Raw genomic sequence first — 19,241 nt, 5'->3', positions numbered from 1 at the left:
ACATCGGCCAATACGCGCAGATCGCCTTCGCGCGGCGCGCGGATCTACGACCCTCGGGCCGTAGATCTACGCGCCAGGGCGGATGGTCTTGGCCGCGCGGCGCCGGATAGTCGACTGCCATGACCACTCTCATCAGCGGATGCCCGAACGTTTTCGACGCCGGCCTTCCCGTCATCGCCTACGACCACCTCACCGACCCCGACGCGGCGCACCGCGTCATCGACGACGCCCGCGAGCTCTCCCCGATCGCGGTCGGCCCCCACGGACCGGAGGTGTTGAGTTACGAGCTGGTCCGGACGGTGTTGCGCGACGGCCGATTCGTCACCGCGCACGGCCTCGGGCTCGGCCTGCAAGGCGTTACCTCCGGCCCGCTGTGGGACAGGGCCATCAGCAACATCCTCGGACTCGACGGCGCCGCGCATCACCGGCTGCGCCGCCTGGTGTCGAAGGCCTTCGCACCGCGGGGCGCGGAGCGGCTGCGCGCCCTCGTCATCGAGATCATCGACGGCCTGGTCGACCCGCTCACCAACGCGAGGCACTGCGACGTCGTCGCCGACATCGCTCGCCGCTACCCGACGCCGGTCATCTGCGCGTTGCTGGGTGCGCCGCCGGAGGATTGGCACCTGTTCAGCGACTGGACCGATGACATCAAGAAGATCTTCGATTGGAACGTCGCCGAAGACGGTCCGGCGATCCTGGCCGCATGGGATCAACTCGACGCCTACCTCGAGGAGTTGATCGCGCGGCGGCGCGCGTCGCTGTCCGATGACCTGATCTCGGAGCTCATCCGGACCGAAGACGATGGAGACCGGCTCACCCACGACGAACTGCTCATGCTGTGCGCGACGCTGCTCGGCGCCGGTACCGACACCACCCGCAACCAGCTCGCCGCGGCGGTGCAGGTGTTGGCCGACCAGCCCGACCAGTGGGCGCTGCTCGCCCAGCACCCCGAGCTGGCCGCCAACGCGGTTCACGAGCTGATGCGTTACTACCCAATCGTTTTCGGCACCATCCGGGAAGCCGTCGAAGACGTCGAGCTGGCCGGGGTGTGCATTCCCGCCGGCACCCTGGTGCTCGCCAACACCGCCGCGGCCAATCGCGACGCGAGCGTGTACGACCGGCCCGACCGCGTCGACATCACGCGTGAAGACCCGCCGGCGATGCTCACCTTCGGCGGCGGCGTGCACTTTTGCCTCGGCGTGCACCTCGCGCGCCTCGAATTGACCGAGGCGCTGCGGGTGATCACCCAACGCATGCCCAACCCCCGCCGCACCGGACCGGCACCGTGGAAAGCCATCAGCGGCATCACCGGACCGACGACCCTGCCGCTGGCGTTTGATGTCGGTACTGTTCAGCCATGACGAACTGGACCGCCGCAGACCTTCCGTCGTTCGCCGAACGAACCGTCATCATCACCGGCGCCAACAGCGGGTTGGGCGCCGTGACCGCACGCGAACTGGCGCGCCGCGGGGCCACGATCGTCATGGCCGTGCGCGACCTCCGCAAGGGCGAGACCGCCGCGCGGACCATGGCCGGCCAGGTCGAGGTGCGTGAGCTCGACCTGCAGGACCTGTCGTCGGTGCGCCGGTTCGCCGACGGGGTGGGCACGGCCGACGTGCTGATCAACAACGCCGGCATCATGGCGGCCCCGTTCTCCTTGACCGTCGACGGCTTCGAGAGCCAGATCGGCACCAATCACCTGGGCCATTTCGCACTCACGAACCTGCTGCTGCCCAAGCTGAGCGACCGGGTGGTGACCGTGTCGTCGATGGCGCACTGGCCGGGACGCATCAGGCTCGACGACCTGAACTGGCAGGCGCGCCGGTACTCGCCGTGGCTGGCCTACAGCCAGTCCAAGCTCGCCAACCTGCTGTTCACCACCGAGTTGCAGCGACGCCTGGCCGCGGCCGGATCCCCGCTGCGCGCGATCGCGGTCCATCCCGGCTACTCGCACACCAACCTGCAGGGCGCCTCCGGCCGCAAGTTGGGTGACGCGCTGATGTCGGCCGCGACCCGGGTGGTCGCCACCGACGCCGATTTTGGCGCGCGGCAAACGCTGTACGCGGCGTCACAGGATTTGCCCGGTGACACCTTCGTCGGCCCGCGATTCGGCTATCTGGGCCGCACCCAACCGGTGGGGCGTAGCCGGCGGGCCAAGGACGCGGCCACCGCCGCCGAACTGTGGGCGCTGTCCGAGCAGCTCACGAAGACGCAGTTCCCCCTCTGAAGTCCCCCCCTGCAGTCACATGGGCCACGCTGGCCCCAGGTGTCCCTGGCCGAGGGGGTGGGCCTTTTGCCCACCTCCGAGCGACAACCGCGGGCGCCCGGCGCGCAACCCCCGCCGTGCCCGGCGCGCAACCCCCGCCTTGCCCGGTGCGCAACCCTTACCGCACCCGGGCGCGCAACCTCGGCGTCGGCCGGCGCGCAACCCTGGCGGCACGGCGCCTCGCCGTCCGCACCGCGCGGCGCCGTCCGAACCGCGCCTCGCCGTCCGCACCGCGCGTCGCCGTCCGAACCGCGCCTCGCTTTCCGCGCGGCGCCCCTTTGTCGCTCGGAGGTGGGCACTTGCAACATCTCCCGGAAGAGCGACGGGAGTGACAGAAGTGACAAGCGTGGCGTCCGCGGCCCGACCACGCGCTCCGCGCCGGGCGCCGAGACCACGCCCGGCGCCGAATTTCCCCTCTGAGGTGCACATGCGCTAACCTGACCGGGCGTCACGGCGAGGGTGGCTGGCTGGCCAGCACCGTTATCGACGGAGACCGACGATCTGTCGCGACCCTGGCCGTGCCCCGAACCACAGAGCACACACAGGAGCGACACGATGGCTGCCAAAACCCTCAACCAGCTCAAGGTCACGGTGCGCGCCGAGACCGGCAAGGGTGCGTCCCGGCGAGCACGCCGCGACGGCAAGATCCCGGCCGTCCTCTACGGCCACGGCGCCGACCCTCAGCACCTCGAACTGCCCGGCCATGACTTTGCGGCCGTGTTGCGGCACGCCGGCACGAACGCGGTGCTGACCCTCGACATCGAGGGCAAGGAGCAGCTGGCGCTGACCAAGTCGCTCGACATTCACCCCATCCGCCGCACCATTCAGCACGCCGACCTGCTGGTCGTGCGACGCGGCGAGAAGGTCGTCGTCGAGGTCCGCGTCGTCATCGAGGGCGACGCCGCGCCCGGCACGCTGGTGACCCAGGAAACCAGCACCATCGAGGTCGAGGCCGACGCCATGTCGATCCCGGAGCAGCTGACGGTGTCGGTCGAGGACACCGAGCCCGGCACCCAGTTCACCGCCGGACAGATCTCCCTGCCCAAGGGTGTCAACCTGATCTCCGACCCGGAAATGCTTGTGGTCAACGTGGTTAACGCGCCGACGGCCGAGGAGCTGGCCGAAGAGGGCGCGGGCGAGGTCACCGAGGAGGCCGCGCCGGCCGAGGGCGAAGCCGAAGAGGCCGGCGAAGAAGAGGCCTCCGAAGCCGAGTCCGAGTAGGCGGATCGCAACATGGCCGAGCCGTTGCTGGTCGTCGGCCTGGGCAATCCCGGAGACAACTACGCCCGTACCCGACACAATGTCGGGTTCATGGTTGCCGACCTGCTCGCGGCGCGGATGGGTTCGAAGTTCAAGGCGCACAAGCGTTCCGGCGCCGAAATCGTCAGCGGCCGCCTCGTCGGGCACTCGGTGGTCGTGGCCAAGCCGCGCTGCTACATGAACGAATCCGGCCGCCAGGTCGGCCCGCTGGCGAAGTTCTACTCGGTGACGCCGGGCGACATCATCGTCATCCACGACGATCTCGACTTGGACTTTGGCCGCATCCGGCTCAAGATCGGCGGCGGCGAAGGCGGCCACAACGGGCTGCGTTCGTTGGCTAACGCCCTGGGCAGCAAGGGCTTTCAACGGGTCCGCATCGGCATCGGCCGTCCGCCGGGACGCAAAGACCCGGCGGCGTTCGTGCTGGAAAACTTCAATGCCGCCGAGCGCACCGAAGTCCCCACGATCTGCGAACAGGCCGCGGACGCAACCGAATTGCTGATCGAACTGGGGTTAGAGCCCGCGCAGAACCGCGTCCACGCCTGGTAAGGGCAAAACCCTAGGTGACCAGGGTGACCGAGTTGGATCGGCGCAACTTGCCCGACGGCGTCTTCGGAATGGTCCCGGGACCGAGCACCACCACGTTGCGCGGCCGCACGTCGACCTCCGCCACCACCTCGCGGGCGACCTGGTGCTCGATGCGACGCACCTCGGCCTGGTCCTGAAAAGCGTTGGACTCCACGGCCACGGCGAACGTCTCGCGGGAGTGGCCGGCGTCCAGGCGCACCGCGACGGCGCAGCCGGGCCGCACCCCCTCGACGCGGCAGGCGGCGCGCTCGATGTCGGTCGGATAGATGTTGCGGCCGGCCATGATGATGACATCCTTGACGCGGCCGCACACCACCACGTGGCCCTCCTCGGTCAGGTAGCCGAGGTCGCCGGTGTCATACCAGCCGTTCTCGTCCTGGGCCGAGATGAAGCCGCCCATGGTCAGGTAGCCGGGCGTCAGCGACTCGCCGCGCAGCTCGATCACGCCGACCCCGCGGGGCGGCATCACATCGCCGTTCTCGTCGATGATGCGCGCCTCGAGATCCTGCAGCAGCGGGCCGAGCGTGGCCAGCCTGCGGGTGTTGCCCTTGGTGGCGGGCACGGCACGACGCAGGGCGGCCAGCAGGTCGGCGTCGACCTCGTCGACGACCAGACCGGCGTTGCACTCCGAGAACGACACGGCCAGCGTGGTTTCGGCCATGCCGTAGGCCGGCAGGATCGCCGACGCATTCAGGCCGAACGGCTTGCCGGCATCGAGCAGGTCCTCGACGTCGGCGGGTTCGACGGGCTCGGCGCCGGACAGCGCGAAGCGCAGCGTCGACAGGTCGAAATCGCCGGGCTTGGCCTGCCGGCGCAGCCGCTTGGCCAGCAGCGCGTAGGCGAAGTTGGGCGCCGCGGTCATGGTGCCCTTGTACTTGTCGATGAGCTTGGCCCACAGCAGCGTGTCGCGCAGGAAGTCCATCGGGGTGACCTTGACCAGCTCGGCGCCGAAGTACATCGGGATGGTGAGGAAGCCGACCATGCCCATGTCGTGGAAGCAGGGCAGCCAGCTCACCATGACGTCCTTGTCGACGTCGTACTGGGCGCCGATGAACATCGCCTCGGCGTTGGAGTAGATGTTGCGGTGGGTGATCTGCACCGCCTTGGGGGAACCGGTCGAGCCGGACGTCAGCTGCATCAGCGCCAGCGCGTCCTCGCCGACCTCGACGGGGTCGATCGGCTCCGCGGTGAGCAGGTCGGCCACCGTGACGACCTTGATGCCCTTCTCCTCGAGCACCGGGATGGCCACCAGGAACGGCTCCGACACGACGACGGCCTTCGCCTCGATCATGCCGATGACGTTCATGGTGTCCTCAGCCCACACGGCCAGGTCGGTGCGCGGTGTGGGCTGGTGCAGCATGGTCAGGCTGGCGCCGCGCATCCACAGGCCCTGAGCCGTCGGCGCGATCTCCACCGGGAAGCCGGCGAGCACGCCGACCGCGTCGCCGGGCCCGATGCCCGCGGCGGCCAGGCCGCCCGCGATACGACGCGCGCGCTCGTGGACCTCGCCCCAGGTGTGGCGGACCGGTTCGTGAGGTTCACCGGTAACCATGCCCGTCGTCACGGACCGGGCATTGCGGTACATCTTCTCGGTAAACCTGCTCACAAAAACCTCCTCGGTTCCAGCCCTCGTCCCAACGCCCGAAATCTCATATTCCGCCCGCTGGGTAACACTTCGCCGCAAGCACGCAAACACGGTTGGGCGGCGGTTAGGTCTCGGATCGGTGATGCGGCCCCGCCCGCCGCACCAGGGCGACGGGCGGTCGCCCGGCAAGCGTGAAACAGGCCCGACAAACCTTGTCGGGCCGTATGCATTAATCGCCCGCCGGCGCGCCCGGCGGACGATGGAATTAAGTGATCTTGCTCAACGCTTCCCGTCACCGCGCATTATCTTAAGCTCCTCTTAGGGAAGCGCAAAACCAATGCGCAAAATGGGAAAATATTCACACCTCGGTGGGCGCGGGGACCACCCGCGCCCCGACCACCGGCCCGCTGGCGACCCGCACCGTGCGGCACACCCCCGCTCCGGACACCTCGGTGCCGACATCGACCGCCGCGGCGGCCGAGGGGCACAAGAAGGCACACGTCGGGCCCGAGCCGGAGACGATGCCCGCCAGCGCGCCGGCGTCCACGCCGGCCCGCAACGTGCGCCGCAGACCAGGATTCAGGCTCACCGCGGCCGCCTGCATCTCGTTGCCCAGCAGCGGGGCGAGCTGCTCGGCATCGCCGGCGGCCAGGGCGGCCAGCACCGGCCCGGGCGCGGGCAGCCGCGGCGGATCCCCCGCCTCCCGGAGCCGGTCCAGTTCGGTGAAGACCGCCGGCGTGAGCAGCTCGCTGTCGGCGAACGCCAAAACCCAGTGGAAGGTGTTGCGCGACAACACCGTCGCCAGCTCCTCACCCCTCCCGGTGCCCAACGCGGTGCCGCCGTGCAGCGCGAACGGCACGTCGCTGCCCAGCCGCGCGGCGAGCATGCGCAGGTCGCGGCGGGGCACGTTGAGTTCCCACAGGGAGTTCATGGCGACCAGCACCGCCGCCGCGTCGGCGCTGCCGCCGGCCATGCCGCCGGCCACCGGTATCGACTTGTCGATCATGATCGACACGTCCGGTGCCCGGCCGACGTGTTCGGCCATCAGTTCCGCCGCCTGCCAGGCGAGGTTGCATTCATCGGTGGGTAGTTTGTCGGCGCCCTCGCCGACGATCTGGAGTGAGAGCACATCGGCATTGCGCACGGTCACCTCGTCGAGCAGCGAGACGGCCTGGAATATCGTCGTCAGCTCGTGATAGCCGTCCTCGCGGCGGTCACCGACCGCCAGGTAGAGGTTGACTTTTCCGGGCACCCGAACGGTGACCGACCCGGTGGGTACCCAAGCCGCAGCGGTATTGCCGTCAGACGCGGACACCGCAGCAGACTATCGCTGCGACCGGCCGACCACGTAGCGGCGCCCGGACTTTCGGCGTTCAGCCGGCCGAGGTGGTGTGGGGGCTCGTCGCGGCGGCGCTGTGGGAGCGATCGGCGGAGCGCTGCAACAACCGCACGAAGTCGTCGATGGAGAGCGTCTCGCCGCGGCGCGCGGGATCGATGCTGGCGGCCAGCAACCGATCCGCCGACTCGTTGCCCGAGCCGGCCCAGTCCAGGAACGCGTTGCGACAGGTCTTGCGGCGCTGAGCGAAGGCGATGTCCACCAGCTCGAACACCTGACGCCGGAACGCGTCGGCGGTGGGCCACGGCGAGGTCGCGTACCGGTCGATGCGAACCAGTCCGGAGTAGACGCGGGGAATCGGCCAGAACACGGTCGGCGAGACCGTGCCGCAACGGCGAACCGTGCCGAAGAAGCGAACCTTCACGCTGGGCACGCCGTACTCCTTGCCGCCGGGTTCGGCGGCAAGGCGTTCGGCGACCTCGGCCTGCACCATGACCGTTACGACCCGAATGGACGGGAACTCGGCGAGCAGGTGCAACAGCGCCGGGACCGCGACGTTGTAGGGCAGGTTCGCGACCACGGCGGTCGGCTGGACGTCCAGTTCGTCACGGCGAAGGGTCAAGACATCGCGGTTGAGCACGCTCAGGCGCTGGATTTCGCTGTGCGAGTGTTCGGCGACGGTGTCCGGCAATCGTTCGGCCAGCACCGGATCGATTTCGACGGCGGTGACGGGGGCGCCCCGGTCCAGCAGTGCGAGCGTCAACGAACCGAGGCCGGGGCCCACTTCCAGGACGTGGTCGGACCGACCGATCCCGGAGGTCGATACCACTCGGCGCACCGTGTTGGCGTCGTGGACGAAATTCTGGCCGAGCGATTTCCGTGGCCGAAACTCAAGTTCTTTGGCCAGCCGCCTGATCTCCGTGCGCCCGAGTAGCCGGATGGTCAGCGCGCACCAGCTCTTCCGCTGCACACTGGCCACGCACCCCAACCCTGGCGCTCTCGGGTCACCTCGGCGACGGTGATCTGCTCCTCGCGGGTGGCGAGGTCGGCGCGGGCGGCGAACCGCAACCCGCCGTTGCGCTCCCACGTGCCCTGGTCGAACTGCACACCGCCGTAATACCCGTTGCCGGTGTTGATCGCCCAGTTTCCGCCGGCCTCACAACCGGCGATCGCATCCCAGATGGAGCCGTCGCTGATCGGCGGCACCTCGGTGCCGGGCTTGGTGCCGACTCGCACCACCGATTCGCGGGCGGGCGTGATCACCGTGTTGGCGATCGGCAGGCGGCCGGTCTCGACCCCGTTGACGGTGGCCACCGAGAAGGTGACGTCCTGCGTGCCGGGGCTGCCCGGGTCCTCGACCACCTGGCGGCTCATGTTCATTTCCGGATCTTCGATCCGGCGCGCGTTGGGCGGCAACGGGATCCGCTCGGTGACCTGCTGGATCCGGTTGCGGGTCACCTGGACTTCCATTCCGTCGACGATCGGCGTCGTCGCGGCGGGCACCACCTGGTCGCTCTCGAGCAGCGGCGCGCCGGCGGCGCTGAGCAGACCGGCGACGTTCGGGGCCGCCAGATGTACCGTGCGCACGGCGCCGCCGTCGTTGATGCGGACCGTCTTCGCACTGACGACGGGCAGCGCCATCCCGGCCAGCGGGACGCGGCTACCGCGGTTGGCCGCGGCGGGGGCCGTGTCGGTCATCGCCAGCTGGGCCAGCGCCTCGTCGACGGTGGACGCCGTGGTCCACACCTGCTTGGTGTCATGGCCGTCCAGCGAGATCTGCAACGGGCGGCTGCGCCGGAGCACGATCTTGCCGGCGTCGTGGATCGCGACATCGGCGGCGGGGTACAAATCGTCACGGTCGTCGATGACGAAGCCGTTCTCCTCGACGACGTCGATGACCCGCGACTTCATGGTCTTCACCTGCATGGCGACACCGTCGACGGTCAACGTCACCGTCTTGCACACCGAGATCGCATATCCGCCCGCGAATGCCAGGACTACCAGCAGCCCTCCGACCACGAGACGCAACATCGGCGAAGGATTCTGATGAAGTTTTGTCAATACACTCAACGCGCGCTACCCAACCCTCAGCAACCACTCATTTAGCAGCAGGTCATAAATTAAGGGCCCGCAGGCCCATACCGTTCGATCACAAGACGGTAACGAACTGGCCAATGTTGGGCAACTCTGGCGCGGCTGCGACACGGCGGTGTCAACAGAATCGCCAGGTCAGTCGCCTCAATCGGCGGCCAATCCGTACACCCGTCGAGCGTTACTCGTCGTGACGTGAGCCAGCTCTTCGGGGCGACGATCCACCAGTTCGGCGATCGCCCGAACAGTATAAGGAAGGCAATACGGCTCATTGGCCGCCCCTCGGTAAGGATGCGGTGTCAAAAAGGGGGCATCGGTTTCCACCAGCAGCTGCTTCGGCGGTATCAACGGGACGGCTTCGCGCAGGGCGCGCGCGTTGCGGAAGCTGGCGGTGCCGGACAGACTCAGCAGCCATCCGGCGTCCACGCAGCGCCGCGCCATGGCGGCGTCCGAGGAAAAGCAGTGGAAGATCACGACGTCCGGGGCGCCCTCGGCGGCGAGCACGTCGAGCACCTCGGCGTCGGCCTCCCGATTGTGGATCATCAGCGGTTTGCCGCACCGCTTCGCCAGATCGATGTGCCAGGCGAAGGCCTCCCGCTGCACGGCGGGCTCGGCACAGCCGTCCAGCCGCCCGGGCCAATACATGTCCATGCCGGTCTCGCCGACCGCCACCACCCGGGGGTGGGCCACCAGGTGCTCGATCTCGGCGCGGGCGGCCTCGGTGAGCGCGTCGGCGCGGGTCGGGTGCAACGCCGTTGCGGCATAAACGCGCCGGTCCCATTCGGCGGCGCGGGTGACCCAGCGCGCCGACTCCAGGTCGTCGGCGATGGTGACGACCGCACCGACCCCGACCGCCGCCGCGCGGTCGACGATGGCCCGTACCCCTTCGGCGTCGGTGGCGCCGCACGCGTCGAGGTGGGTGTGCGCATCCACGAGCGGGCTCAAGGGCTCGGGAGCCGGGGGCGGCTGGCGTTTGGAACTCACGCGCACACAATAGGGTGAACTGCGATGAGGCCGTATTACGTCACCACCGCAATCACCTATCCGAACGGCGATCCGCACATCGGGCACGCGTACGAATACGTCGCGACCGACGCGATCGCCCGGTTCAAGCGGCTCGACGGGTTCGACGTGCGGTTTCTGACCGGCACCGACGAGCACGGCCTCAAGATGGTGGAGACGGCGGCCGCCGAGGGCATCGGCACGGCGGAGCTGGCCCGCCGCAACTCGGATGTGTTCCAGCGCCTGCAGGAGCGGTTGAACATCTCCTTCGACCGCTTCATTCGGACCACCGACCCCGACCACCACGAGGCGTCCAAAGAGATCTGGCGGCGGATGGCCGCCGCCGGCGACATCTACCTGGACACCTACTCGGGCTGGTACTCGGTGCGCGACGAGCGGTTTTTCGTCGAATCGGAAACGAGACTCCTCGACGAGGGGACCCGGGTGGCGGTGGAAACCGGCGCCCCGGTGACCTGGACCGAGGAACAGACCTACTTCTTCCGGCTCTCGGCGTATGCCGACAAGCTGTTGGCGCACTACGAGGCGAACCCGGACTTCGTCGCGCCCGAGGTGCGCCGCAACGAGGTCGTCAGTTTCGTGGCGGGCGGCTTGCGTGACCTGTCCATCTCGCGCACCTCGTTCGACTGGGGCGTGCAGGTGCCCGAGCATCCCGACCACGTGATGTACGTCTGGGTCGACGCGCTGACCAACTACCTGACCGGGGTGGGCTACCCGGACACCGACTCGGAGATGTTCCGCCGCTACTGGCCGGCCGACCTGCACATGATCGGCAAGGACATCATCCGGTTTCACACCGTGTACTGGCCGGCGTTTCTGATGTCGGCCGGAATCGAGTTGCCGCGAAGGGTTTTCGCGCACGGCTTCCTGCTCAACCGCGGCGAGAAGATGAGCAAGTCGGTGGGCAACGTCGTCGACCCGGTCGCCCTGATCGAGGAGTTCGGCGTGGACCAGGTGCGCTATTTCCTGTTGCGGGAGGTTCCGTTCGGCCAGGACGGCAGCTTCAGCGAAGAGGCCATCATCACCCGGATCAACACCGACCTGGCCAACGAACTGGGCAACCTGGCCCAGCGGTCGCTGTCGATGATCGCCAAGAACCTGGGCGGCGTGCTGCCCGAACCCGGTGAGTTCACCGCCGCCGACACCGAACTGCTGGCGACGGCCGACGGCCTGTTGGAGCGGCTGCGGGCCAGCTTCGAATCGCAGGCGATGCACCTGGCGCTGGAAGCGATCTGGCTGATGCTCGGCGAGGCCAACAGATACTTTTCGGCGCAGCAGCCGTGGGTCTTGCGCAAGAGCGAGTCGGAGGCCGATCAGCAGCGGTTCCGCACGGTCTTGTACGTCACCTGCGAGGCGGTTCGCATCGCGGCGCTGCTGGTTCAGCCCGTCATGCCCGAATCGGCCGGCACGCTGCTGGATCTGCTGGGGCAGGCGCAAGACCAGCGAACGTTTGCCGCCCTCGGCGCGCGGCTGACTCCCGGCACGGTGCTGCCGCCCCCGACGGGCGTGTTCCCCCGCTACCAGAACGACTAGGCGAGGCGAACGCGGACGGTGACGCGCCCCTTGGCGTCACGGTGTGCGATCGCATGTCCGGTCCGTTCGGCGCCGTCGAGCGTCAGCGACATCGGGGCGCCGTCGCCGACGAAGTTGCGCCACCACGTCTTGGCTTCGGGCATGTTGGCGGCGATCTCGATATCGTCGCCGCGGCGGCGGTAGGCCACCGGAATCGAAAACGTGCGCCCGGAACGTCGACCCGTGTAGGTGACGAGCGTGATGCTGCGCCTGAGGCCGGCGCCGAAGCGCGGCGAGGCCGCCATGGCCGCGACCGGTTTGTTCAACACTGGTGCCGCGCGCATCAACAGCCGTCCGATGTTCTTGCCCACCGTCATTGTCTCGATATCCCTTCGGAGTTCAGATCACTAGCGCCAGGCACAATCCGGCGACCGCCAGGCCCTGCAGGGTGGCCCTGGTAGTGATCACCTTGTCCCAGTTACGTTGCAGCGCTCGAACATTCGTCGACAGCTCGGGCCAATCCACCGCGGCGATGAGTTGGTGGTTGATCGGCGCGCTCACTCGTAGGTAGAGCAACAGCCACACCAGCAGCATGCCGACGGAGGCGCCGGCGGCACCGGCTTGCGTCCAGTGGCCGGACACCGCGGCGAATACCGCACTGAGCGCCGCGGCCACCATGCCGAGGACCCCGGGCACCGGCATCCGGCGGTCTCCATAGCGATGGATGTTGCCCATCACCGCGAGCATGGCTCCGTCGTCGACGCGGGCCAGCGCGGGCCGCTGCACCACCGCGCAGAACACGTCGGTGCCGTAGACCACCGCGGTACCCAGCACCGCGATGACCGCGAACAGCGTGGCGATCATGATGCGCACTCCTCGTCTGCAGGTGTTAGCGATGCTAACCCTATGAGCCGATCGTGTCAATAGCGGCGCTAGCTTCCATATCGGCGCTAGCATTAGTGGATGGCCATCGAAGACCGCCGGGCACGCGAACGCGCCGCCCGGCGCCGGCTGATCACCGCTACCGCGCGCAAGCTGGCCGAGGAAGAGGGTTGGGACGCCGTCACCACCCGGCGGCTGTCCGCCGAGATCGAATACAGCCAGCCGGTGCTCTACAAACACTTCTCGGGCATGGAGGACATCACCGCATCGGTCGCGGTCGAGGGTTTCGGCGAACTCGCGGACGCGCTGCGCACCGCGCGCCGCGGCGCCACCGACGGCCGGGACGCCCTGGCGCGGGTCGCCCAGGCCTTCGTCGCGTTCGCGCGTGACAACCCCGCGCTCTTCGATGCGATGTTCACCCGCGCGACGACGCTGCCGTTCGCCGCCGCGGAAACGCCCGCCGAGCTGACGGCGGCCTTCGCCGAGCTGCGCACCGCGGTGGACATGGTCGCGGGCACGCGGGACGCCGACACGCTGACGGAGGTGCTGTGGGCGGCCCTGCACGGGCTGGTCACCCTCGACCGCAGCGGCCGGTTACGTCCGAACCACCACGGCGCCCGACTCGAGATCCTGATCAGCGGGTTCTGCGACGCCGCCGCCCCGGCGACGTGAGCGTTCAAAGAGCCGAACAATTCGGTTGCGGATCAAGCGACTTCAACCACGCCGCCGAATCCCTTTCGGGGAAAGCCCCCAACATATCCTCTGCTATAGCCCATAATCGGGCTGTGGAACGACGCCAGAACCGGCAACAGAGCCAATCGCCGATGACGACCTTGAAGGAGCTGCCCGCACTGGTGGTGCTGGAGCGGATCCCGGTTCCGGTGCTGGCCATCGGCGATGACGGCAGTATCTTGTTCGCCAACACCGCGTTTGCCGACATGATGGGTTACGAGCCGGAGGAAACGCTGTCGCTGCGGTTCGAACAGATCTTCCATCAGGCCCCGGCGTCGGAATCGCTGCTGGCGACCGTCCATGCTCTCGCGAACATGGTCGTCGAGCTGGCACACAAGGACGGCTCGGTCGTGCGCGCCATGATGAGCAAGTCCGCGGTGCGACGGGTGGATGACCAGTTCGCCCTCGCCGCGTTCCAGGACCTCACCGAGCAGCTCTGGGAGGAAGCGCGCTAGCGGGTGCCCTCAGCGGCGCGAAGCGGAGTCAATCGCTATCGGCGCGGCAGAGTCAAACGCTATCGGCGCCGCCATGATTCGCGCCTGACGCGCCACAGGATCACCCCTGCCCCGACGATGGCCACGGCGACCCAACCCGCGCCGAACCACCATAGCCAGTCGAGATCCGAATGGCTTCCGGATCCCGCGGCGGCCGCGCCGGCGGGCAATGGCGGATGATCGACGGTCACCGGGTCTTGTCCGGGTACCGACACCACTGCAACGCCTTTGAGTCGCTGCCAGTGCTTGTTGTCATCGCCCTTGAGCCACCGGATCAGCTCGTCAAGCTGTCCGGGCGCCCCGTTGGACGTCGCGATCAGCAGTGTGCGCCCGCGGTTGAAAACCGTTTGGAGAGAGGCGAATCGCAGCATTGGGTCCAGCGTGAGCTTGGTGGGCTTGTCGCCGGACCCGACCGCGTTGACGGTGATCGGCCCGCTGGGCCCGGCGGCCACGGGGAGCGTCACGTCGGACTGATTCCAGCCGTCGGCGGAAATCAGCAAGGCGGGATTCGAGGAATCCACCGCTTGCTTGACGCCGGTGACGGTGGTGTCGATCGGTAACGCGCTCATTCGCTGCAGACCCACCAGGATGTCGAGCGCGCGCACCGTGTCGATCAACGAGTGCTCCGCGATGCCCACCTGCACGCGGGGCATCAGTGTCTGCGGCACCGACTGAAGGCCGTCCGGGGTCGGCGGCGCGGCGCCACTGCTCTGAATGGTGCTGTCGCCGTTGATGTTCAACGTCAATAACTGGTTGCCCGGCCCGGCGGTGTAAAAGTCGCCGCAATGCCCGACGTTGCTCGCGACGTCGAGCACCAATTCGATGTTGGTGTAGCGCTGCAGCAGCCGATCCGGCACGTCGATCCAGCGGTCGATGCTGCCCTGCCCATCGGTGGGCCAGTGATCGATGGTCTCGGGACCGATCGTGACGGCAATCCGGCCGGCGATGTTGTTCGGCGTCGGCGTATAGGAACCCAGCAGATGCACGCGCACCCCGCGGATCGACCTGCCAAATCGGGTCTGGTCCACTCCGATCGACACCCGCGGCTGCAGGGAAGTCGCGTTGATGAAGGGGCGCCCCAGTTCGCGGAGCGTGGCGGTGTCCGCGGGTAGTTGCACCTTGGGCTTCAGCGATTCCACCGCGGCCCTGGAGGAAAACGCCAGCTCCGACAGGTCGCTGAACAGCACGGCCGTGTTCGATTCGTCCGTTTGGCCCAGCGGCCCGGAGACGAGAAGCCACGGCACACCGGTCGCGCCCTGCAGCGAAAGGCCGTTATCCGGGCCCTCTTTGACGACGACCTGGCGTTCCAGCGGTGCCGGCGGCGTCGGCGGAGCCGCCTGTCCTTCCTGTAGCGGGATCACGACGATCTCGGGAGCCTGTTTGCCGTAATGCGATGCCGTGGAGGTGGCCAGTCGGATTGCCGTGTCGGACTCGGCAGTTGACGGCGATTGCGGCAGATAGATGGTCAGCTTTCGCAGCACCGGCGGCAAGAAATGAGCCACGGTGGTGGGCGGCAGCTCGGCCCCGGTGTAGGTGACCGTTCCGTTGGCGAGCCGAAGCGGGCTCTCCGGGTACAAGCAAAATCCGTCCAGCGGCACCAGGTACGTACGCACCGTCACGCTCAGAAAGTTGTCGATGACCTCCGCCCCGGTGAGCGGAATGACGATCGGGGCTTGATCGGTGGTCGGTAGGTTCACCCGAGCGATGGTGCGATCGCCTTGCGTCACGGTGATCAACCCCGACCGCAGGTTGATCGGCAGTTCGACGGTCGCGTTCAGAGCTGTCGGGGTCAGCCCGTGCAGCACCGGCAGAGTCAGCGGCACGTTGTTGGTCAGGCCCCAGAACTCCAGGGTGGAGGAAGACCCAAGGTCCGCCAGCGTCAGCGTCGTCGTCGAGTCCGTGGCGGTGACCGGATCGGCGGGTGTACCCCACGACGCCGCCGGAGCATTTATCACCAGGAAACCGACGACACCGGCGAGCGCAATTGCACGGCCGAGAGCTTTCCGGAACATCACCGGAACAGTATGCATTGTTGAAAGCGCTTCAACCCCAATAACGGAAACGCCGTTGCGGCGAACGCGAAAACATGTCCCGCAACGGCTCTCACCGAAAGCTAATCGGCTTCGGTTGCCCCGGCGGCGTCGTCGTCCGAAGCGCCGGCGGCGGTGTGGCGCATCACTTCGCGGCGCAGAAATTGCTGGAAGTAGGGCAGCGACGCGTCCGCGACAACGCCGGGCAGTAAGAGTTCCCAGAGCTGATGCAACCGCGCGAAGGGGTCACCGGTGACGTCCCCGATCCTGCCGTGGCTGGATATCGCGGTCGCGATCAACCGCGTCCCGGATATGGCGCCCACGATCGACGCGCTGAGCACGTCGGGGTCGATGTCGCTCCGAAGGTCGCCTTCCTTGGCCGCGCGGCGCGCCTCCTGGGCCGTCTCCAGCACCAAGTTGGCGTAGAAGCGCGAGGCGGCCCCGTTGAATCCGCTTAACGCCGTGGCCAATTGCGCGGCCGCCCGGGCCATTTTGTCGGAGCCCAACACGTCGACGATCGTGAATGAGCCGTGCACAATGTTTTCCAGCCCCGGCGACGACGACTTGCAGACATTTCGGTACGCGCTGAGGATCGCGTCGGACCCTTCCTCGATGATGTTCGACGCCAACGATTCTTTCGAATCAAAGTGGTGATAGAGGGCGCCTTTGGTCATGCCCGTCCGCTCGATGATCGTGCTCCATCCGGCGGCCGCATACCCGACCTCGCCGAACACTTCGATCGCGGCGTCGAGGATTTTTTGCCGAGTGGCTTCAGACCGAACCTGGCGCGGCATCGCCGCTGCACCTCCGCAGTCTCGCCGGATCCGCAGATCGCTCGCCGTCGTTTTTACTGCGCGTCGTCATCGGTGGAACTGGTGTTGATGGCGAGCGTCGCACGCCGCCTGAGGAATTGGCGGAAGTAATCGATTCGGTCCGGTTGAAGTATCCCGGTGAGCAGCAAGGACCAGCACTTTTCCAAGTCGCCCAGGAACCGTTCCGGGTCGTCCAGGTTGCTGGTCTTTCGCAGTCCCATGTGCAGGGACACCATCATGCGGCCGATGTCCTGCGGGTCGCAATGTTCATGGATGTCGCCCTCGGCCATGGCCTGTTCGGCGACTTTGCCCAGGTTTCTGATCCAGCGGTCGAACAGCTTTTCCTGCATCCCGTCGGGCAGGCCGACCGACTCCATCAGGTTCAGTCCCGACCTGACGAGGTCCATCTTGATGTCGCGGACGGCGATCAGATACGAGAAGTCGATGAGCGTCTCGAGGCCCGAGAGCCCGCGCGTCAGCAGGTCACGCACGCCGGCCGCGCCGTCCTCGACCTGGCTTTCGATGATGGCGACCGCCAACGCGTGCTTCGACTTGAAGTGGAAATACATTGCGCCCTTGGTCAGTTCGGCCTCGGCGAGAATGTCGTCGAGCCCGACGTCGTGGTAGGGCCTACGGGCGAACTGGTGCGACGCGGCCCGCAGAATCTGTTGCCGGGTCGCGTCGGCGCGTCCGTCAGTCGAATGTGTCGTCATCGCAATCGAGAAATCAGTTCTTCGAGGCCAGGATCGCGCGGCAAGCCGTGGCACCGAGGCTGACGCCGCGGGCGGCATCGCCCGCCCTTGCGTCGACCGACGCCTTGCTCAAGCAGGGCACACACACCTCGGTTCTTCACAGATTGGGAGCCAACACGCGCCCGCGTCGCTCAAGATTTCTAGCCCACTTCTGAGGTTAGCAGTCATACGGCTGTCCCGGTTGACGCTCCTGTAAATACTTGAGGTTTATGTCACAGCGTGTTGTCAAACCTATAGTATGTTTTATACGCTATTGTGCGTACGTCAGTCTGATTTGACCTGCGGACCGTCTCGACCGTCCGTATCGCACGAAGGAGAACGCACATGCCCCCTCTCACCACGCCTTATTCGGGCCGCGTGGTGGGAGGGGGCATGGACGCCGCGCCCACGCCCTCGTCGGCCCTGCGCCCCAAAAGCGTGCGCGACCGGGGACTTACGGCCTTTAGCGAGGGACCAATGACCCATAGCCCTCGAACTGGGCTATTTCCATACTTGAGGTATGAATTTGGCGGCTTTAGTGGTCTCGGAGCATGCGACGTGAGCGCTTTCGCCGGATCCGCGACGCGATCCGCTGACGGGAGGGCCGTCAAGTGATCGATTTCGGAGCGCTTCCCCCGGAGGTCAACTCCGCGCGGATGTACGCCGGTCCCGGCCCCTTCTCGCTGATGGCCGCGGCGGTGGCCTGGGACGCTTTGGCCGCCGAACTGCACGCCGCGGCGAGTTGCTACCGCTCGGTGATCGCCGGGTTGACCACCGGACGCTGGCTGGGCCCGTCGTCGCTGACCATGGCGTCGGCGTACGCGCCATACATGGCGTGGATGGCCGGCGCCGGAGCGCGAGCCGCGGAGACGGCCGGTCAAGCCAGGCTCGCCGTGGAGGTTTTCGAGGCCGCCTTCGCGATGACCGTCCCGCCGCCCGCGGTCGCGGCCAACCGGGCGCAGCTCGCGACGCTTGTCGCGACCAACTTCTTCGGGCAGAACACCGCCGCCATCGCGGCCACCGAGGCCGAATACGGCGAGATGTGGGCGCAGGACGCCGCGGCGATGTATGCGTACGCCGCGGGTTCGGCGGCCGCGTGCGAGGTGACACCGTTCACCCCGGCGCCGAACGTGACCAACGAGAGTGGGGTGGCCCAGCAGGCCGCCGCGGTCGGGAAGGCCACCTCGGAGACGGAGCAGGCGAACCTGGCGAATGTGGTGTCCAAGGTGCCCAACTCGCTGCACCAGCTGTCCTCGCCGATGAAAACCGGGACCACCCTCCTCAGCGACGTCGTCACCGATACCAGTTCTGGCGCCGGGGATGCCATCACCGGCGCTGGGGCCGGCGCGGGCGACGCGGCCAATTCGTCGATCATGACGGGCCTCGCGTCGGGCATCCCCGGCGCCATCCCCAGCGCATTCTCGGCGGCGGCGACCCCCCTGTACGGCATGTCCTCCATCCTCGGCATCGCCCAAACCGCGCAGGGCTTGGCAAAAGCCGCCGGCGACGGCGTCATGGCCGCTGCCTCGGGAGCGGCGAGTGCGGCCAGTTCGGGTGCCGGAGCGCTCGGATCGATCGGATCGCTCGGATCCGGCATCTTCGGCAGCCTCGGCAAGGCGGCCATGCTGGGTCCGTTGGCGGTGCCGGCGAGCTGGACCAGCGTGATTCCCGCCGCCCACAGCGCCGTGTCGGCGCTACCCGCGATCAACCTCGCCGGCGCCAACGTGCCGCCCAGCGTCATGGGCTCGCTGCCCCGCCTCGCGGCCGCCTCGGGCAAGAACCTCGGGCCCCGATACGGCGTGATCCCGACCGTGATGACCCGCCCGCTGTCCGCCGGATACGCGTAGGCAATGTCATGAGCGGACAGGTTTTTTTGAAGGCCCGGTGCAGGAGAAGGAGCGG

At 67.6% G+C, this 19,241-nt stretch carries 18 protein-coding genes; 8 read left to right on the top strand and 10 right to left on the bottom strand.

The genetic code is table 11. The annotated features are described in order from the left end of the window. The first annotated feature begins 119 nt into the window (after positions 1–119). The 4 genes from K883_RS14180 (at position 120) to pth (ending at position 4,075) form a co-directional block, all read left to right on the top strand. The gene (locus K883_RS14180) at positions 120–1,361 is read left to right on the top strand and encodes a cytochrome P450 (protein WP_020821786.1); all 1,242 of its coding nucleotides are present in this window, start codon (positions 120–122) and stop codon (positions 1,359–1,361) included. Beyond that, positions 1,358–2,227 (top strand): oxidoreductase, encoded by an 870-nt coding sequence (locus K883_RS14175; protein ID WP_020821785.1) that lies wholly within the window; start codon positions 1,358–1,360, stop codon positions 2,225–2,227. The genes K883_RS14180 and K883_RS14175 overlap by 4 nt, the downstream gene beginning before the upstream one ends. A 594-nt stretch (positions 2,228–2,821) precedes the next feature. Beyond that, positions 2,822–3,487: a 50S ribosomal protein L25/general stress protein Ctc gene (locus K883_RS14170; protein WP_008254200.1), complete on the top strand. Its 666-nt coding sequence runs from the start codon at positions 2,822–2,824 to the stop codon at positions 3,485–3,487. A 12-nt stretch (positions 3,488–3,499) separates the two neighbouring features. After that, entirely contained in the window at positions 3,500–4,075 is a 576-nt protein-coding gene (gene pth / locus K883_RS14165) for an aminoacyl-tRNA hydrolase (protein ID WP_020821784.1), read from the top strand. 10 nt (positions 4,076–4,085) lie between these two features. Here pth and K883_RS14160 read toward each other — a convergent pair whose 3' ends face one another. The 5 genes from K883_RS14160 to K883_RS14140 all read right to left on the bottom strand — a co-directional run bounded on the left by K883_RS14160 (position 4,086) and on the right by K883_RS14140 (position 10,116). Beyond that, positions 4,086–5,720 (bottom strand): fatty acyl-AMP ligase, encoded by a 1,635-nt coding sequence (locus K883_RS14160; protein WP_008254197.1) that lies wholly within the window; start codon positions 5,718–5,720, stop codon positions 4,086–4,088. Between the two features lie 337 nt (positions 5,721–6,057). Beyond that, complete coding sequence (locus K883_RS14155; RefSeq protein ID WP_036454752.1) at positions 6,058–7,014, bottom strand: 4-(cytidine 5'-diphospho)-2-C-methyl-D-erythritol kinase; 957 nt, start codon at positions 7,012–7,014, stop codon at positions 6,058–6,060. A gap of 58 nt (positions 7,015–7,072) precedes the next feature. Next, positions 7,073–8,014, bottom strand: a complete 942-nt coding sequence (gene rsmA, locus K883_RS14150; protein ID WP_020821781.1) for a 16S rRNA (adenine(1518)-N(6)/adenine(1519)-N(6))-dimethyltransferase RsmA — start codon at positions 8,012–8,014, stop codon at positions 7,073–7,075. Next, positions 7,978–9,105, bottom strand: a complete 1,128-nt coding sequence (locus tag K883_RS14145) for a resuscitation-promoting factor (RefSeq protein WP_197095507.1) — start codon at positions 9,103–9,105, stop codon at positions 7,978–7,980. The genes rsmA and K883_RS14145 overlap by 37 nt, the downstream gene beginning before the upstream one ends. 168 nt (positions 9,106–9,273) lie before the next feature. Then, the gene (locus tag K883_RS14140) at positions 9,274–10,116 is read right to left on the bottom strand and encodes a TatD family hydrolase (protein WP_081656315.1); all 843 of its coding nucleotides are present in this window, start codon (positions 10,114–10,116) and stop codon (positions 9,274–9,276) included. 18 nt (positions 10,117–10,134) lie between these two features. Here K883_RS14140 and metG point away from each other — a divergent pair, with 18 nt between their 5' ends. After that, complete coding sequence (metG, locus tag K883_RS14135; RefSeq protein WP_020821778.1) at positions 10,135–11,679, top strand: methionine--tRNA ligase; 1,545 nt, start codon at positions 10,135–10,137, stop codon at positions 11,677–11,679. On the opposite strand, the gene K883_RS14130 is transcribed toward metG, so the two are convergent. Both K883_RS14130 and K883_RS14125 read right to left on the bottom strand, forming a co-directional pair. Next, complete coding sequence (locus K883_RS14130; protein WP_020821777.1) at positions 11,676–12,035, bottom strand: nitroreductase/quinone reductase family protein; 360 nt, start codon at positions 12,033–12,035, stop codon at positions 11,676–11,678. The genes metG and K883_RS14130 overlap by 4 nt on opposite strands. A gap of 22 nt (positions 12,036–12,057) precedes the next feature. Then, the gene (locus K883_RS14125) at positions 12,058–12,531 is read right to left on the bottom strand and encodes a DUF1772 domain-containing protein (protein WP_020821776.1); all 474 of its coding nucleotides are present in this window, start codon (positions 12,529–12,531) and stop codon (positions 12,058–12,060) included. Positions 12,532–12,621: 90 nt separating this feature from the next. Between K883_RS14125 and K883_RS14120 the strand changes: the two genes are divergently transcribed. Both K883_RS14120 and K883_RS14115 read left to right on the top strand, forming a co-directional pair. After that, the gene (locus K883_RS14120; RefSeq protein ID WP_020821775.1) at positions 12,622–13,212 is read left to right on the top strand and encodes a TetR/AcrR family transcriptional regulator; all 591 of its coding nucleotides are present in this window, start codon (positions 12,622–12,624) and stop codon (positions 13,210–13,212) included. Between the two features lie 152 nt (positions 13,213–13,364). Further along, positions 13,365–13,727, top strand: a complete 363-nt coding sequence (locus tag K883_RS14115) for a PAS domain S-box protein (protein WP_008254177.1) — start codon at positions 13,365–13,367, stop codon at positions 13,725–13,727. A 59-nt stretch (positions 13,728–13,786) separates the two neighbouring features. On the opposite strand, the gene K883_RS14110 is transcribed toward K883_RS14115, so the two are convergent. From K883_RS14110 to K883_RS14100, 3 genes are all read right to left on the bottom strand, one after another. Continuing rightward, positions 13,787–15,796: a hypothetical protein gene (locus tag K883_RS14110; protein WP_020821774.1), complete on the bottom strand. Its 2,010-nt coding sequence runs from the start codon at positions 15,794–15,796 to the stop codon at positions 13,787–13,789. Between the two features lie 83 nt (positions 15,797–15,879). After that, positions 15,880–16,590 (bottom strand): TetR/AcrR family transcriptional regulator, encoded by a 711-nt coding sequence (locus K883_RS14105; protein WP_008254173.1) that lies wholly within the window; start codon positions 16,588–16,590, stop codon positions 15,880–15,882. Between the two features lie 53 nt (positions 16,591–16,643). Further along, on the bottom strand, positions 16,644–17,321 hold the full coding sequence (locus K883_RS14100; protein ID WP_008254172.1) for a TetR/AcrR family transcriptional regulator: 678 nt from the start codon (positions 17,319–17,321) through the stop codon (positions 16,644–16,646). 629 nt (positions 17,322–17,950) lie between these two features. Between K883_RS14100 and K883_RS14095 the strand changes: the two genes are divergently transcribed. After that, the gene (locus K883_RS14095; protein WP_014379319.1) at positions 17,951–19,186 is read left to right on the top strand and encodes a PPE family protein; all 1,236 of its coding nucleotides are present in this window, start codon (positions 17,951–17,953) and stop codon (positions 19,184–19,186) included. The last annotated feature ends 55 nt before the right edge of the window (positions 19,187–19,241 follow it).

Source organism: Mycobacterium sp. TKK-01-0059 (assembly GCF_000709305.1).
In the GTDB taxonomy this organism is placed as follows: domain Bacteria; phylum Actinomycetota; class Actinomycetes; order Mycobacteriales; family Mycobacteriaceae; genus Mycobacterium; species Mycobacterium intracellulare.
The sequence above is the reverse complement of the archived record's forward strand: the minus strand, read 5'-3'. Positions and strand labels throughout refer to the sequence as shown.